The sequence below is a fragment of the Staphylococcus sp. CWZ226 genome, from assembly GCF_018986355.1.
GTDB classification, from domain to species: domain Bacteria; phylum Bacillota; class Bacilli; order Staphylococcales; family Staphylococcaceae; genus Staphylococcus; species Staphylococcus simulans.
In genome coordinates this window covers 18,519-32,383 of the sequence record NZ_JAHMSB010000010.1, presented here as the reverse complement: position 1 = coordinate 32,383, position 13,865 = coordinate 18,519, and the positions used below count along the sequence as shown (strand labels likewise).

Sequence of the window (13,865 nt, the reverse complement as noted above, 5' to 3'; positions counted from 1 at the left end):
AAGCCTGACCTTTTTTCTATGGAGGTTACAGAGTGGAAACATTAAAGAAAAATCAAATCTTTACAGGCGAGGTTATCGACTTAACGCATGAAGGACATGGTGTAGTCAAAATAGACCGTTACCCAGTCTTTGTGCCGAATGCCTTGCCTAATGAAGAAATTGAATATAAATTAATCAAAGTAAATAAAAACTTTGCGATTGGTAAATTATTAGAGATTCATAAAGAAAGTGCTGAACGTGTGACGCCTCCATGTGTTTACTATAACAAATGCGGAGGCTGCCAGCTGCAACACTTAGATTATCAATCACAATTAACAATGAAACGTAATCAAGTTGTGAATCTATTTCACCGTAAAGGAAAGTTTGAGCAAACGGTTATCAATGATACGATCGGCATGATGAATCCTTGGAACTATCGAAATAAATCACAAATTCCTGTCGGCTTGAATAAAGAACAAGATGCGATTATGGGCTTCTATCGCCAACGCAGTCACGATATTATTGATATGGATGAATGTATTATTCAAGACAGCATTCAAAACCAATTGATGCGTTCGATTCGTGCCTTACTGAAAGAGCATGACGTATCCATTTATAATGAAAGAAAGAAACAAGGTTTATTACGTCATGTCATTATTCGAGTAGGCCATGTCTCACGTGAAGTGATGATTATTTTTGTGACGAACGGTAAAAAGTTTAAACAAGCTAAACCGATTGTTGAGAAATTGGTCAATGCGATGCCGAATATTAAAAGTGTCATTCAAAATATCAATGAAACACATTCAAATGTGATAATGGGCAAAACATCAAAAACATTATATGGTAAAGATGAAATTATTGATGAGTTGGATTCAGTGGAATTTGAAATCAGCGATCAGTCATTCTATCAAATCAATTCATCACAAACAGTTAAATTATATAATCAAGCGATGAAATACGCACAATTAACAGGCGAAGAAACAGTACTTGATACGTATTGCGGTATAGGTACTATTGGATTATATATGGCAGATAAAGCGAAACATGTCTATGGTGTTGAAGTCGTTCCTGCCGCAATTGAAGATGCGAAGAAAAATGCGCAATTGAATGGCTACGATAATACAACTTTTGTCTGCGGTAAAGCTGAATCAGTGATTTTAGACTGGAAACAACAAGGCATTCAACCTGATGTTGTCATGGTCGATCCGCCTCGTAAAGGTTGTGACGAAACATTCTTAAACACACTGTTAGAATTAAATCCGAAACGCATTGTCTATATTTCATGCAATCCAGCTACACAACAACGTGATGCCCAAATTCTTGCGCAAAACTATGCTTTAAAAGAAATCACGCCTGTCGATATGTTCCCACAAACAACACATATTGAGACAGTAGCATTGTTTGAAAGATTATAATCAAAAATTATGTATATCGAAACAACGAGGTTTTTTCACATAGAAGATGCCTCGTTTATTTTGTGCGGTTATGTATAGGAAAGAGGCTTGGTGCGACCCCGGCCTCTTTATTGAATATTAGTTATCATTATTTTCTTTTGAAGTCGTTTCTCCGCCTTTACGGCCGATTTCTTGGAAATGTTCTGAACTGTATTCTTCAGCTGTTTTTTCTCCACCTTTATGTCCAGCTTCTTCGTGACTCATTTTATTTTCATCGTTTGATCCATTGTTAGAATTTGATTGATTATTGTCTGATTGTGATTGACTTGTGTTAGATTGAGCTTCTCCGCCTTTTTGACCAATCTCTTGGAAGTGTTCTGAGTTGTATTCTTATGCTGTTTTTTCTCCACCTTTACGTCCAGCTTCTTCATGACTCATTTTGTTTTCATTGTTTGTCATATTGAATCCTCCTTCTAACATGATTTGGCGACTAAAGAACAATTAAGTACTCGAGTCTAGTTAGTTATATCTTTTTATAATAAAGTTAAACAAAAAACAAATGAATTCTTTTTGTTAAGGTAATGTAAATGCAATATAATTAATAATTGATGAAATTAATTATCGTATTTTAGTGAAATTCAAACATGTCATAGGTAATAAATAATTAAAGCTTGCCAAGATAATATATAATAGATGATAAGTACATTGTTTAATGGAGGTGAATGGTATGGAAGAGCGACGTATTGTGCATATTGATATGGATTATTTTTATGCGCAAGTAGAAGTGAGGGATAATCCTAAATTGAGAGGGAAGCCTGTCATTGTCGGAGGAAAGGCAAGTGGCCGAGGCGTTGTGACAACGGCCTCATATGAAGCGAGAAAGTATGGGGTGCATTCTGCGATGCCAATGGCACAAGCACATAAACTTTGTCCGAATGGTTATTATATTCAACCTCGCTTTGATGTTTACAGAGCAACCTCTAAAGAAATTATGGATATCTTTAAAAGTTATACTGAAGTCGTTGAACCATTATCGCTAGATGAAGCTTATTTAGATATCACGCATCTGGTACGTCCGGATCTTCCAGCATCTGCCATTGCACAGTATATTAGAAATGATATTTGGGAAAAGACCGGATTAACCGCTTCAGCCGGCATTTCCTACAATAAATTCCTCGCTAAACTCGCCAGTGGTATGAATAAACCGAACGGTATGATGATTATTAATTATCAAAATGTCCACGAGATATTAATGAATTTAGATATCGGCGGTTTCCCAGGTGTCGGTAAAGCAACCAAAGCCATTATGCATGAACATGGCATCTACAACGGTAAAGACTTATATAAAAAAGATGAACGCGAATTAATACGGATATTTGGTAAACGTGGGCATGGATTATACGAGAAGGCCAGAGGACGCGGCACTAATATTGTTAAAGCACATCGTATCCGTAAATCAGTCGGCACTGAAAGAACCTTTACAACTGACGTTAATGATGATGAAGAAATATTATTGAAAGTCAGAGAGTTAAGTGAGAAGACAGCAGAACGATTGAGTCGTATTCAAAAATCAGGCAAAACTGTAACGGTAAAAATTAAAACACATCAATTTGAAACATTATCGAGACAACGTAGCTTAAGAGATCCGGTTAGAAATGAGATTGATATTTATAATATTGCTTATACACTTTACAACGAACTTAAAGATCCAGAGGTACCCATCAGGCTAATTGGTGTAACAGTGGGTAATTTAGAAAAAACAGAATATCAAAATATGTCGATATATGATTTTCTTTAGAAAAAATAACCGGTTGAACATTTATTCAGGTAAGTTCAATCGGTTATCCTTTATCTGTTAAATTTTTACCATAGACTGCAAGCATGTCAGATAAACTGTTGTAGTGCTTCAGTAATCTGAAAGTTATCATGGCACAAGCTTTCGCATCATTTAAAGCATCGTGGTGTCCATGAAAATCTAAATGATAATAATCCATCATGTATTTTAAACCGTATCGTCGGTTATTAATGGTTCTACGAGCAAGTTGTAGTGAACAGAAGTAAGTCATATTAGGTGTCTGTATACCTAAGGCTTGAATGCTGGCATGCATTACTGTCATATCAAATGCGGCATTATGCGCAACAACTGGTAAATTATCTATAAACTGCATCATGTAAGGCAACACAAAATTGAAGTCAGGCGCTGTTTCAACATCTTGAGGTTTAATGCCATGTACATTGATGTTTTGATTAGAAAAGTAGTCCTTGGGATTCACTAATGTATAAAACGTTTCAACAATTTCATTTTCAACTACTTTAACCATACCGATGGAACAAATACTTGTACGCTTACCGTTTGCGGTTTCAAAGTCCAACGCAACAAATGCATTTTGGTGTTTCAAAAGTAATTCGACCTTTCTATATGTGATGATTTAAGTAATAAAATACTACTGGATAGGAAAGTGAGAGTCAAGTGTTTGACTTTGATAGTGTTTATAGAATATTTTTAATTAAAGTCTGAGACGTGTTATAATTATTCAGGTTGATATTTAGAGGAGTGAAGCGAATGAGACAATGGACGGCGATCAACTTAGCCAAGTTAGCGCGCAGAGCCAGCCGTGCTGTAGGGAAACGCGGTACAGATTTACCAGGGCAAGTAGCCAGAAGAATTGATAAAAATATATTACGAAATTTAGCAGAACAAGTCGATGATGTTGTATTTATTAGTGGTACAAACGGTAAAACAACCACGTCGAATTTAATAGGTCATACATTAAAGGCCAATAATATAAAAATAATTCATAATAATGAAGGTGCGAATATGGCTGCAGGGATTACATCTGCATTCATCGTACAATCCCAACCAAATACAAAAATTGCAATTATTGAAATCGATGAAGGTTCTATACCAAGAGTGTTAAAAGAAATGACACCGACAATGATGGTCTTCACGAACTTCTTCCGCGATCAAATGGATCGTTTCGGTGAAATTGATATTATGGTTAACAACATCGCAGAAGCCATCAGTCATAAAGGCATTAAACTATTATTGAATGCCGATGATCCATTTGTGAGTCGTTTAAAAATTGCGAGTGAATCTAATGTATATTACGGCATGAAAGCACATGCACATGAGTTTGAACAAAGTACGATGAATGAAAGCAAATATTGTCCGAACTGTGGTCGCTTATTAGTGTATGATTATATTCACTATAATCAAATCGGTCATTATCATTGCGAATGTGGTTTTAAACGTGAGCAACCGAAGTATGAAGTGTCTAAGTTCACAGTATCACCTTTTATTCATTTAACGATTGGTGATACAACATTCGATATGAAAATTGCTGGTGACTTTAATGCTTATAACGCCATCGCAGCGTATAGTGTTTTACGTGAATTAGGTTTAAATGATGAATCTATCCGTAAAGGCTTTGAAACATATACATCAGATAATGGACGTATGCAGTATTTCAAATCAGGTTCAAAAGAAGCTATGATTAATTTGGCGAAAAACCCAGCAGGGATGAATGCAAGTTTATCTATGGGCGAACAGCTTGAAGGCAAAAAAGTCTATGTCATCAGCTTAAATGACCATGCGGCAGATGGCAGAGATATTTCATGGATTTACGATGCTGACTTTGAAAAACTAAGCGAACAAGATATTGAAGCAATTATTGTCACAGGTAATCGTGCTGAAGAATTACAATTACGTTTAAAACTTGCTGAAGTGGATGTACCAGTTATTGTAGAACGTGATATTTATAAAGCGACAGCTAAAACAATGGATTATCCAAGTAAGACTGTCGCAATTCCGAACTATACATCACTTGCGCCGATGTTAGAGCAATTAAACCGTTCGTTTGAAATGAGGGAACAAAGATGAATGAATTAACGTTATATCATTTTATGACAGATAAATTGAATTTATATAGCGATATCGGTAATATCATCGCATTAAAACAACGCGCAAAATGGCGCAATATCAAATTGAACGTTGTTGAAGTCAATGAAACAGAAGGTGTAACTTTTGATGGATGTGATATCTTCTTTATCGGCGGCGGCAGTGACCGTGAACAAGCGCTTGCGACGAAAGAATTAAGTAAAATCAAAAGTAAATTGAAAGATGCCATAGAAGAAGGAATGCCTGGATTAACAATTTGCGGCGGTTATCAATTCTTAGGTAATAAGTACATCACACCTGATGGGACAGAGCTTGAAGGCCTAGGTATTTTAGATTTTTATACACAATCTAAAAAAGAACGTCTGACAGGTGATATTGTCATTGAAAGTGATACATTCGGAACAATTGTCGGTTTTGAAAATCACGGCGGCAGAACGTATCATAACTATGATACATTAGGAAAAGTAACGCATGGATTTGGTAATAACGATGAAGACGGTAAAGAAGGTATACGTTATAAAAACTTGTTAGGCACTTATTTACATGGCCCTATTTTACCGAAGAACCATGAAATTACAGATTACTTATTAGAGCAAGCATGTATTCGTAAAGGTATTCCATTTGAACCGCGTCAATTGGATAATACTGCGGAAGAAGCGGCTAAACAAGCCATTGTCGATCGCTTTGAAAATAAATAAGAAATACAAGATAGCACTAAAAGCTATAATTTAAATAAAAAGGTCACTTTTTGAAAATCAGTTCAAAAAGTGACCTTTTCTGTTAAGCATAACGTTCATCGAGAATACGATAAGTCATGAGAATTTCATAAATGATATGGCTTTTAACTTGTTGTTTTTCAAATTCATCTAAACGAATCACACTGCGTTTTAATATTTCAGCATCTTCATCTACACGTTCAAAACCACCTGTTTCTATAATTTCACTGATACTTTCTGCGATGTTCAAGATAGCTGTTTGTTCAGCTTTCGTGAAGTGAAACTTAGTGTTCTTAGGCAAATAGACAATGTTAGATAAATGGGTAATAAACAGGCGATCTGTATGTGCACGATTAGACAGTGCTTTAAGTTTAACCCAATCTTCTTGGTCTTTGTGGTATTCTAATTCGTCTTTTTGGTAACGAATTAATGTGTCTACTCGCAAGATGGCTGAAAGTAATTTTTCTAATTTTTGATTAGTTTTAGTAGAATTAAATTTTTCATTCACCAATTCTTTTAAACGTAGACTATAGAGATGATACATATCTGTTTCAACTTTTTGTGCGTTCTCAGCAACTTGATGGTAGTATTTCGGCGGTAAAACAATTAAGTTTACCAAACCAGCTGTAACCAAACCGATGACCGCTGTTAAAAGTCGTGAGAAGAAATTAAATAAATAATGATCTCCAATACCTGGTATCATGGCCATAGCGGTTAAAGTCGCAACTGTAATACCATCATGTAATTTTAATTTTGCGCAAATAAAGATTGTACAGGTGGCGCTCATCGCATAAGCAAGTGCTGATTTATCACTGAAAATATACGTAAAGAGTACAGCTAAGAGCGCACCGATAACAGTCGCAGGCAAACGTTTATATCCTTTTTTGAGTGATGCTTTTGCGGTTGGTTCAATGGTGACGATGGCGCTTAAAGTGGCATAAATCGGGTTAAGATTGAGCGCCATGCAAAAGAAGGCTGTCAAAAATGTGGCAAGTCCAGTTTTGATAGTTCTTGCGCCGATAATTTTGCGATACCATTTGTCTTGTGTCATAAAAAAATTTACCTCACTTGATGTCGGCAACTTTGTTGCAACATAGTTCCATTTGCAGTTATTAACGAATGAACTGCTTCTTACAGATTTAGTATAACAAACATTTTTTGCTATAATAAGAAAGAATGAGTGTTAATTATGATAATTTCGTATCATAATGAGACATATAAGCGCACGTGCGCTGCATTATCAATTATTGAATAAGGAAAGGGATCGCACATGATTGTAAAAACAGAAGAAGAATTATTAGGCTTAAAAGAAATCGGATATATTTGTGCATTAGTCAGAGATACAATGCAAGAAGCAACAAAACCGGGTGTAACAACTAAAGAATTAGATAACATTGCTAAAGATTTATTTGAACAACACGGTGCTTTGTCTGCACCTATCCATGATGAAAATTTCCCTGGTCAAACTTGTATCAGTGTAAATGAAGAAGTGGCACATGGTATTCCAGGTAAACGCAAAATCCGTGAAGGGGATTTAGTTAATATAGATGTATCTGCATTAAAAAATGGTTATTACGCAGATACTGGTATTTCATTTGTTGTGGGTGAACCAAGTGACCCGATGAAACAAAAAGTATGTGAAGTTGCTGAAGAAGCGTTTGACAATGCAATGAAAAAAATCAAACCAGGCAGCAAACTAAGTCAAATCGGTAAAGCAGTACACGCAACTGCACGTAAAAATGATTTGAAAGTTATCCGTAACTTAACAGGTCATGGTGTAGGCAGTTCACTACATGAAGCACCTAATTACGTTCTAAACTACTATGATCCAAAAGATAAAACATTACTAAAAGAAGGTACTGTGATTGCAGTAGAACCTTTCATTTCTTCTAATGCAACATTTGTAACTGAAGGTAAAAATGAATGGGCTTTTGAAACAAGCGATAAAAGTTATGTCGCACAAATCGAACATACGGTTATTGTGACGAAAGATGGTCCATTATTAACAACGAAAATAGATAAAACAGAAGAATAATTCCTTGGTATTATGGGAATTAGGACTAAAGTATGAAAGTAAAATGGTTCCAGAGCCTATCGTGAGGCGTCTGGAATTATTTTATAATGGAATCAATCATAAATGAGGTGATTCCATGAATATCATAGCAATTTATTTAGACAAACTTTATCACACTACAGTTAAATACAGTATTACGAATTGCCAAGCGCATTTAAACAGAAAGTTACATTCAACTAAACAATATATCGCTTATTTAAACCGCAAAAGACAAAACATCGTGGCATATATTGAACAATTGACAACTGAAGTAGAAAATAAATACATCGATTTGATGGATCAATATCAAATCAGCAATGTACAACGCATGGAAAATATCAATAATGCAGAGTTGTCTGCATTAATGCATGACTTAAACGAAGCAGAATCTGATTGTGCAAGAATTGAAGCAGATTTATCAGAGCAAAATAAAACACGTATTACGCTTGAAAGAGAATGTGATATGATTGCACAAATGAGTTTAGTTGCATAGAAAAGGTGGCGAAACATGACCAATAAGTATATCTCAACTGAGATGTTGATAATATTTACAGCATTAATGATTATAGCCAATTTTTACTATATCTTTTTTGAAAAAATCGGCTTTATTCTCGTATTATTATTAGGGATTATCTTAATGTACGTAGGCTATCTTTATTTCCATAAAGTCCGAGGTCTGTTGGCCTTTTGGATTGGTGTATTAATGATTGCCTTTACACTGCTCTCTAACAAATATACGATTATTATTCTTTTTATTTTCTTAGTGCTGATTATTATTCGTTATATCGTCTTCAAATTTAAACCGATGAAGATTATTGCTTCTGATGAAGAAGTTACTTCACCGCAATTTATTAAACAAAAATGGTTCGGTAATCAAAGAACTCCTGTTTATGTTTATAAGTGGGAAGACTTGCAAATTCAACATGGCATCGGCGATATCCATATTGATTTAACGAAAGCAGCAAATATTAAAGAAAATAACACGATTGTGATGAGACACTTCATTGGTAAGATTCAAATTATTGTGCCGATGAATTACAATATCAATCTTCACGCAGCAGCGTTTTATGGTAATGCGACTGTGAATCAGAATACGGTTAAGATTGAAAATAATCATATCCAAATGACTGAAGAAACAAAAGAAGAAAACTATAACATCAATATTTATACTTCGACATTTATTGGTGATGTTGAGGTGGTTTATAGATGAACCACTATATCAGAGCCATCGGTTCGATGCTGATATTGAACTATAGTATATTAGCGATTTTCTTTTTTATAGACAAAGTATTCGTCAACATCATCTACTTTCAAGGAATGTTTTACACGCAGATTTTCGGCATTCCTGTTTTCTTATTTTTAAATATTATAGTGATTTTGATGAGTATTATTGTTGGTTCTGTGTTAGCGTATAAAGTGAACGAACAAAATGATTGGATTAAAACACAAATTGAACATTCCATTGAAGGGGAAGTTGTCGGTATTAATGATCAAAATATCGAACTCTACCAAGAAACTTTGGATATCTATCATACACTTGTGCCATTAAACCAAGAGTTACATCGACTACGTATTAAAACACAAGATTTGACCAACGAAACATATAATTTAAATGACGTTAAAGTGAAGAAAATTATAGAAGATGAACGCCAGCGTTTAGCTAGGGAATTGCATGATTCAGTTAGTCAGCAATTATTTGCGGCAAGTATGATGTTATCGGCGATTAAGGAATCACCACTTGAACCGCCGCTTGATCAGCAAATTCCGACATTAGAAAAGATGGTACAAGATTCGCAACTAGAAATGCGTGCATTGTTATTACATTTAAGACCGCTTGGCTTAAAAGATCGCTCACTTGGGGAAGGAATTAAAGATCTTGTTGTGGACTTACAAAAGAAAGTGCCTATGAAAGTAGTTTATGATATTGAAGACTTTGAGGTACCAAAAGGCATAGAAGATCATTTATTCCGTATCACCCAAGAAGGGATTTCCAATACACTGCGACATGCAGAAGGCACAAAATTAACGATAGATTTATTTAATAAAGATGATTATCTATTATTGCGTATTCAAGATGATGGTAAAGGCTTTGATGTAGATGAAAAAATGGAGAAAAGCTATGGATTGAAGAATATGCGAGAGCGAGCATTAGAAATCGGGGCAACACTGCATATTGTTTCTTTGCCTGGGGCAGGGACAAGAATTGAAGTGAAGGCTCCATTGAATAAGGAGGAAAATAATGGCGATTAAAGTATTATTTGTCGATGACCACGAAATGGTTCGTATCGGCATCTCAAGTTATTTATCTACACAACCTGATATCGAAGTCGTCGGGGAAGGCAAATCAGGTAAAGAAGCAATTGAAAAAGCTCATGAATTACAGCCTGATTTAATCTTGATGGATTTGTTGATGGAAGACATGGATGGCGTAGAAGCCACAATGCAGATTAAAAAAGATTTACCTCAGATTAAAGTATTGATGCTGACAAGTTATATTGAGGATAATGAAGTGTATCGTGCTTTAGACGCTGGGGTAGACAGTTATATTCTAAAAACGACGAGCGCAAGTGATATCGCAGAAGCGATTCGTAAAACATATCGTAACGAAGCGGTGTTTGAAGCGGAAGTACTTGTTAAAATGCGTAATCGCATGAATCAACGTGCTGAATTATATGAATTATTAACAGATAGAGAAATGGAAATTTTATTGTTAATCGCAAAAGGTTATTCTAACCAAGAAATCGCCAGTGCGTCACATATTACGATTAAAACAGTTAAAACACATGTGAGTAATATATTAAGCAAGCTAGAAGTTCAAGACAGAACACAAGCTGTTATTTACGCATTCCAACACGATTTAATTCAATAAAAGAAAAGGCAAGATTGAAAATGAGTGCTTTCAATCTTGCCTTTGTATTATCCATAATACAGTTTATGTACTATTTATTTTTTTCTGCCAGTTCATAGCCATCTTGGATTAATTCTAATTCGCCAGTATGCGGATCAATCACAAGACCATGAATTGGTACTTTTTTATCAAATAATGGATGATGATAAAGCATATCAATATTATGTTTAACATTATCACTTGCGTTTTCGAAGCCTTCTAAGAAGTTGTCCACGTCTACACCAGAGTGTTTGATAATATCAAACGTTTCATCAGTAACGCCACGTTCTTTCATTGCATCTTTTACAGTATTTACGTCTAAACTACCCATGCCGCAGTCTTTGTGTGCCATAATAATAATTTCTTCAGCACCTAATGCATAAATACCAACTAATAAACTTTTAATTGTAGAACCGTATGGATGCGTAATAATAGCGCCTGCATTTTTGACTACTTTTAAATCTCCGTTATTAAAACCTAAAGCTTTTGTGCCTAAGTCTTGTAAACGTGTATCCATACAAGTGAATAATACTGCTTTTTTATTTGGTTTTTTACTTGTGGAATAGTTTTCAAACTCTTTGTTTTCCACAAATTCCTTATTGTAAGATAAAATACTGTCTAATAATGTCATCTTATTTACACTTCCTGTATCCTGAATTTAGTTGTTTTGTTATATCAAGATGAATTGACTGTCATGACTAGTTCACAAAAATGTCACTAACCAAATAGTATCATACCCTAATGAATACATAAAATAACATGTTTTTAAAAAAATAAAAGAAAAAGAGCAACATCAACTTTGATTTTATACAAAGTGACTTGCTCTTTAAGTAATATGATTATCTTTCAGTATGAGGATTCTGCATTTCTGCACGTTCAAATTCACGTTCTTCAAGTGAATCTCCGTGTTTCAATGTTCTGCGTTGGTTAATAATCGCATTGATCTCAGCACCGACAATGATGATGAAACCAGTGATATATAGCCATAACATTAACACGATGATACCACCGATACTGCCGTATGTTTTAGAGTAGTTTGAGAAGTTTGAAACGTAGAAACCAAACGCCGCAGTACCTAGAATCCATACAACTGATGCGAAAAGTGCACCTGGTAATACAGATTTGAATTTAATTTTGATATTCGGTGCTAGGGCATATAGAGTTGAGAATAATAAGAAAATCACGATAAATGGTAATAAGAATCGTAAAATACTAAATACCCATTTCACTTGGCTATCAAGTCCAAGCGGACCAAATAATAAATGGCCGATTTGTTGACCGAAAACTGGTAAGATTAAGGCTACAATAAATACTGCACCCATAATCACAGTGAATAGCACACTGATTAATTTCAATACGATAGGGTTTCTGCCGTCTTCAACATCATATGCTACGTTGAACGCGTTCATTAAGGCTGTCATACCATTTGAGGCAGACCAAAGTGCCAAAATCAAACCTACTGATAAAATACTGCCGCTGGCATTTTTCATAATATCTTCGATAATACCTGTCAGTAGATCCGCTGTAGAAGCAGGTGCATTTTTTGCAATCATACCGACAATTTTATTTCTATCGATTTGGAATAATGGTAAAAGTGAAAGTAAAAATAGCAACATAGGGAACAGTGATAACATAAAGTAATATGAAAGCTGTGCTGCTAAGCCTGTCGCATCATCTTTACCAATTCGATAAATTAAAAATGAAAAGAAATTGGAATCTTTCGTATATTTAGCAGGTTTGTTATTTCTAGCTACAAAGAATGTCTGATTTGATTTTTTTGGTGACTTAGATTTGAATTCTTGCGGTGCCACATAATTATTATGATCTTCGTGTGTAATACCCTCAGACTTTTCTTTTACTTTTTGAAAAATCCCTTCTTTTTTATTATTTTTGTCTTTTTCATTTGAATGAGACATAACATGTACTCCTTTATTACTATATTCAGTTGGTCAATGAGTTGAAAAAAGGGGGATAGAACTTAGATGAGTAAAACTCACTTAAGTTTATCCCTATAGTCAACGCATTGTAATGCTCTTAAACCTATAATTAGTTTAAGTGTTTATCGTTTTGTTTACGCTCTTGTAACGTGTTTTTCGCATTTTTCAATGCACGTTCTAATTCTGGGTTATTGCGACGAATTTCTTCGATAGCATCTTTCCAGTAAAGAACTTCTTCTTTGATTACGCTGATTTTTGAAGGTCCTCTGTCAGAACGTTTACCTTCTTTTAAGTTCTGAATACTGCTTTTTAATGCATTTCGCGTATTTTTGTCAGCTAATGTAATTGCTCCGCCGACTAAAGCGCCTAATAAAATGCCTGGTACTAATTTGTTATTCATAATTTATCTACCCCTCTTTAGAATTTGTGTCTTTAAGAATGTAATCAATTAAATTATCACATGATGATTGTACCATATCGAATACACCCTCAAAATTATTTGTATAGTAAGGATCAGGTACATCTTGTTCTTCCATATCACTGAATTCCAACAATTTGAATAATTGGCCCTTTAACTCAGGATTGATACGCTTAATGTTATCCACATTACTTTGATCCATCGCAATAATGTAATCAAAGTCATCCGTAGATTCAAATAGTTCACTGATCATACCGTCAAAAGGTATGTTGTGAGTATTTAAAATGCGTTGTGTTCCTTCGTGAGGTGCTTGGCCTAAATTCCAACTGCCTGTACCGCGTGAGACAACTTCAATGCCTTCTATACCGCGGTCTTTCAGACGTTGTTTCATAATTGCTTCAGCCATTGGAGAACGACAAATATTGCCTAAACAGACAAATGCTACTGTAGTCATATTTTACCTCCAAATTATTTTTCAGCCGGATAAATAAAGCGTATGATGAACATAGATAAAAGGTATACCTAACGTTCCATAGATAATATTTACCCGAACTCTGATGAAATAACCCATATAATATTATCT

General features: G+C 34.9%; 16 protein-coding genes. 9 read left to right on the top strand and 7 right to left on the bottom strand.

All coding sequences use genetic code 11. From position 1 onward, the window contains the following. The first annotated feature begins 32 nt into the window (after positions 1–32). Entirely contained in the window at positions 33–1,394 is a 1,362-nt protein-coding gene (gene rlmD / locus KRR19_RS08860; RefSeq protein ID WP_023015867.1) for a 23S rRNA (uracil(1939)-C(5))-methyltransferase RlmD, read from the top strand. Between the two features lie 117 nt (positions 1,395–1,511). On the opposite strand, the gene KRR19_RS12340 is transcribed toward rlmD, so the two are convergent. After that, the gene (locus tag KRR19_RS12340) at positions 1,512–1,637 is read right to left on the bottom strand and encodes a hypothetical protein (RefSeq protein WP_256274452.1); all 126 of its coding nucleotides are present in this window, start codon (positions 1,635–1,637) and stop codon (positions 1,512–1,514) included. A 463-nt stretch (positions 1,638–2,100) separates the two neighbouring features. Here KRR19_RS12340 and dinB point away from each other — a divergent pair, with 463 nt between their 5' ends. Next, positions 2,101–3,171: a DNA polymerase IV gene (gene dinB / locus KRR19_RS08850; protein WP_156666815.1), complete on the top strand. Its 1,071-nt coding sequence runs from the start codon at positions 2,101–2,103 to the stop codon at positions 3,169–3,171. A gap of 43 nt (positions 3,172–3,214) precedes the next feature. Here dinB and KRR19_RS08845 read toward each other — a convergent pair whose 3' ends face one another. Further along, the gene (locus KRR19_RS08845; protein ID WP_156666816.1) at positions 3,215–3,772 is read right to left on the bottom strand and encodes a 3'-5' exonuclease; all 558 of its coding nucleotides are present in this window, start codon (positions 3,770–3,772) and stop codon (positions 3,215–3,217) included. 164 nt (positions 3,773–3,936) lie between these two features. Between KRR19_RS08845 and murT the strand changes: the two genes are divergently transcribed. Together murT and gatD are read left to right on the top strand one after the other, a co-directional pair. Then, a complete protein-coding gene (gene murT / locus KRR19_RS08840) occupies positions 3,937–5,253 on the top strand; it encodes a lipid II isoglutaminyl synthase subunit MurT (protein WP_156666817.1) in 1,317 nt (438 codons plus the stop codon). Beyond that, positions 5,250–5,969 (top strand): lipid II isoglutaminyl synthase subunit GatD, encoded by a 720-nt coding sequence (gene gatD / locus KRR19_RS08835; RefSeq protein WP_216733595.1) that lies wholly within the window; start codon positions 5,250–5,252, stop codon positions 5,967–5,969. The genes murT and gatD overlap by 4 nt, the downstream gene beginning before the upstream one ends. Before the next feature lie 82 nt (positions 5,970–6,051). Here gatD and KRR19_RS08830 read toward each other — a convergent pair whose 3' ends face one another. Beyond that, entirely contained in the window at positions 6,052–7,038 is a 987-nt protein-coding gene (locus KRR19_RS08830; protein WP_002481667.1) for an FUSC family protein, read from the bottom strand. Positions 7,039–7,257: 219 nt separating this feature from the next. Between KRR19_RS08830 and map the strand changes: the two genes are divergently transcribed. From map to vraR, 5 genes are all read left to right on the top strand, one after another. Continuing rightward, positions 7,258–8,022 (top strand): type I methionyl aminopeptidase, encoded by a 765-nt coding sequence (gene map, locus KRR19_RS08825; RefSeq protein ID WP_002481666.1) that lies wholly within the window; start codon positions 7,258–7,260, stop codon positions 8,020–8,022. Between the two features lie 115 nt (positions 8,023–8,137). Then, positions 8,138–8,533, top strand: a complete 396-nt coding sequence (locus KRR19_RS08820; protein ID WP_002481665.1) for a hypothetical protein — start codon at positions 8,138–8,140, stop codon at positions 8,531–8,533. A gap of 15 nt (positions 8,534–8,548) precedes the next feature. Beyond that, positions 8,549–9,250 (top strand): cell wall-active antibiotics response protein VraT, encoded by a 702-nt coding sequence (gene vraT / locus KRR19_RS08815; RefSeq protein WP_002481664.1) that lies wholly within the window; start codon positions 8,549–8,551, stop codon positions 9,248–9,250. After that, entirely contained in the window at positions 9,247–10,290 is a 1,044-nt protein-coding gene (vraS, locus tag KRR19_RS08810) for a sensor histidine kinase VraS (RefSeq protein WP_105978634.1), read from the top strand. Before vraT ends, vraS begins: the two co-directional genes overlap by 4 nt. After that, positions 10,280–10,909, top strand: coding sequence for a response regulator transcription factor VraR (gene vraR, locus KRR19_RS08805; protein WP_002481662.1), 630 nt, complete (start codon positions 10,280–10,282; stop codon positions 10,907–10,909). Before vraS ends, vraR begins: the two co-directional genes overlap by 11 nt. 70 nt (positions 10,910–10,979) lie before the next feature. On the opposite strand, the gene KRR19_RS08800 is transcribed toward vraR, so the two are convergent. From KRR19_RS08800 to KRR19_RS08785, 4 genes are all read right to left on the bottom strand, one after another. Beyond that, positions 10,980–11,558, bottom strand: a complete 579-nt coding sequence (locus KRR19_RS08800; RefSeq protein WP_002481661.1) for a beta-class carbonic anhydrase — start codon at positions 11,556–11,558, stop codon at positions 10,980–10,982. 208 nt (positions 11,559–11,766) lie between these two features. Continuing rightward, positions 11,767–12,843, bottom strand: coding sequence for a YihY/virulence factor BrkB family protein (locus tag KRR19_RS08795; RefSeq protein WP_105978635.1), 1,077 nt, complete (start codon positions 12,841–12,843; stop codon positions 11,767–11,769). 130 nt (positions 12,844–12,973) lie between these two features. Then, positions 12,974–13,264, bottom strand: a complete 291-nt coding sequence (locus KRR19_RS08790; RefSeq protein WP_002481659.1) for a hypothetical protein — start codon at positions 13,262–13,264, stop codon at positions 12,974–12,976. Between the two features lie 7 nt (positions 13,265–13,271). Then, positions 13,272–13,736, bottom strand: a complete 465-nt coding sequence (locus KRR19_RS08785; protein WP_023015860.1) for a low molecular weight protein-tyrosine-phosphatase — start codon at positions 13,734–13,736, stop codon at positions 13,272–13,274. Positions 13,737–13,865: the final 129 nt, after the last annotated feature.

Bases quoted from the DNA above. Each gene is read 5' to 3' on its own strand.
- murT (WP_156666817.1), top strand. From the start codon at position 3,937: ATGAGACAATGGACGGCGATCAACTTAGCCAAGTTAGCGCGCAGAGCC.
- vraR (WP_002481662.1), top strand. From the start codon at position 10,280: ATGGCGATTAAAGTATTATTTGTCGATGACCACGAAATGGTTCGTATC.
- map (WP_002481666.1), top strand. From the start codon at position 7,258: ATGATTGTAAAAACAGAAGAAGAATTATTAGGCTTAAAAGAAATCGGA.
- dinB (WP_156666815.1), top strand. From the start codon at position 2,101: ATGGAAGAGCGACGTATTGTGCATATTGATATGGATTATTTTTATGCG.
- vraT (WP_002481664.1), top strand. From the start codon at position 8,549: ATGACCAATAAGTATATCTCAACTGAGATGTTGATAATATTTACAGCA.
- KRR19_RS08785 (WP_023015860.1), bottom strand. From the start codon at position 13,736: ATGACTACAGTAGCATTTGTCTGTTTAGGCAATATTTGTCGTTCTCCA.
- KRR19_RS08800 (WP_002481661.1), bottom strand. From the start codon at position 11,558: ATGACATTATTAGACAGTATTTTATCTTACAATAAGGAATTTGTGGAA.
- KRR19_RS08795 (WP_105978635.1), bottom strand. From the start codon at position 12,843: ATGTCTCATTCAAATGAAAAAGACAAAAATAATAAAAAAGAAGGGATT.
- KRR19_RS08790 (WP_002481659.1), bottom strand. From the start codon at position 13,264: ATGAATAACAAATTAGTACCAGGCATTTTATTAGGCGCTTTAGTCGGC.
- KRR19_RS08820 (WP_002481665.1), top strand. From the start codon at position 8,138: ATGAATATCATAGCAATTTATTTAGACAAACTTTATCACACTACAGTT.
- vraS (WP_105978634.1), top strand. From the start codon at position 9,247: ATGAACCACTATATCAGAGCCATCGGTTCGATGCTGATATTGAACTAT.
- KRR19_RS08830 (WP_002481667.1), bottom strand. From the start codon at position 7,038: ATGACACAAGACAAATGGTATCGCAAAATTATCGGCGCAAGAACTATC.
- gatD (WP_216733595.1), top strand. From the start codon at position 5,250: ATGAATGAATTAACGTTATATCATTTTATGACAGATAAATTGAATTTA.
- KRR19_RS12340 (WP_256274452.1), bottom strand. From the start codon at position 1,637: ATGAGTCACGAAGAAGCTGGACATAAAGGTGGAGAAAAAACAGCTGAA.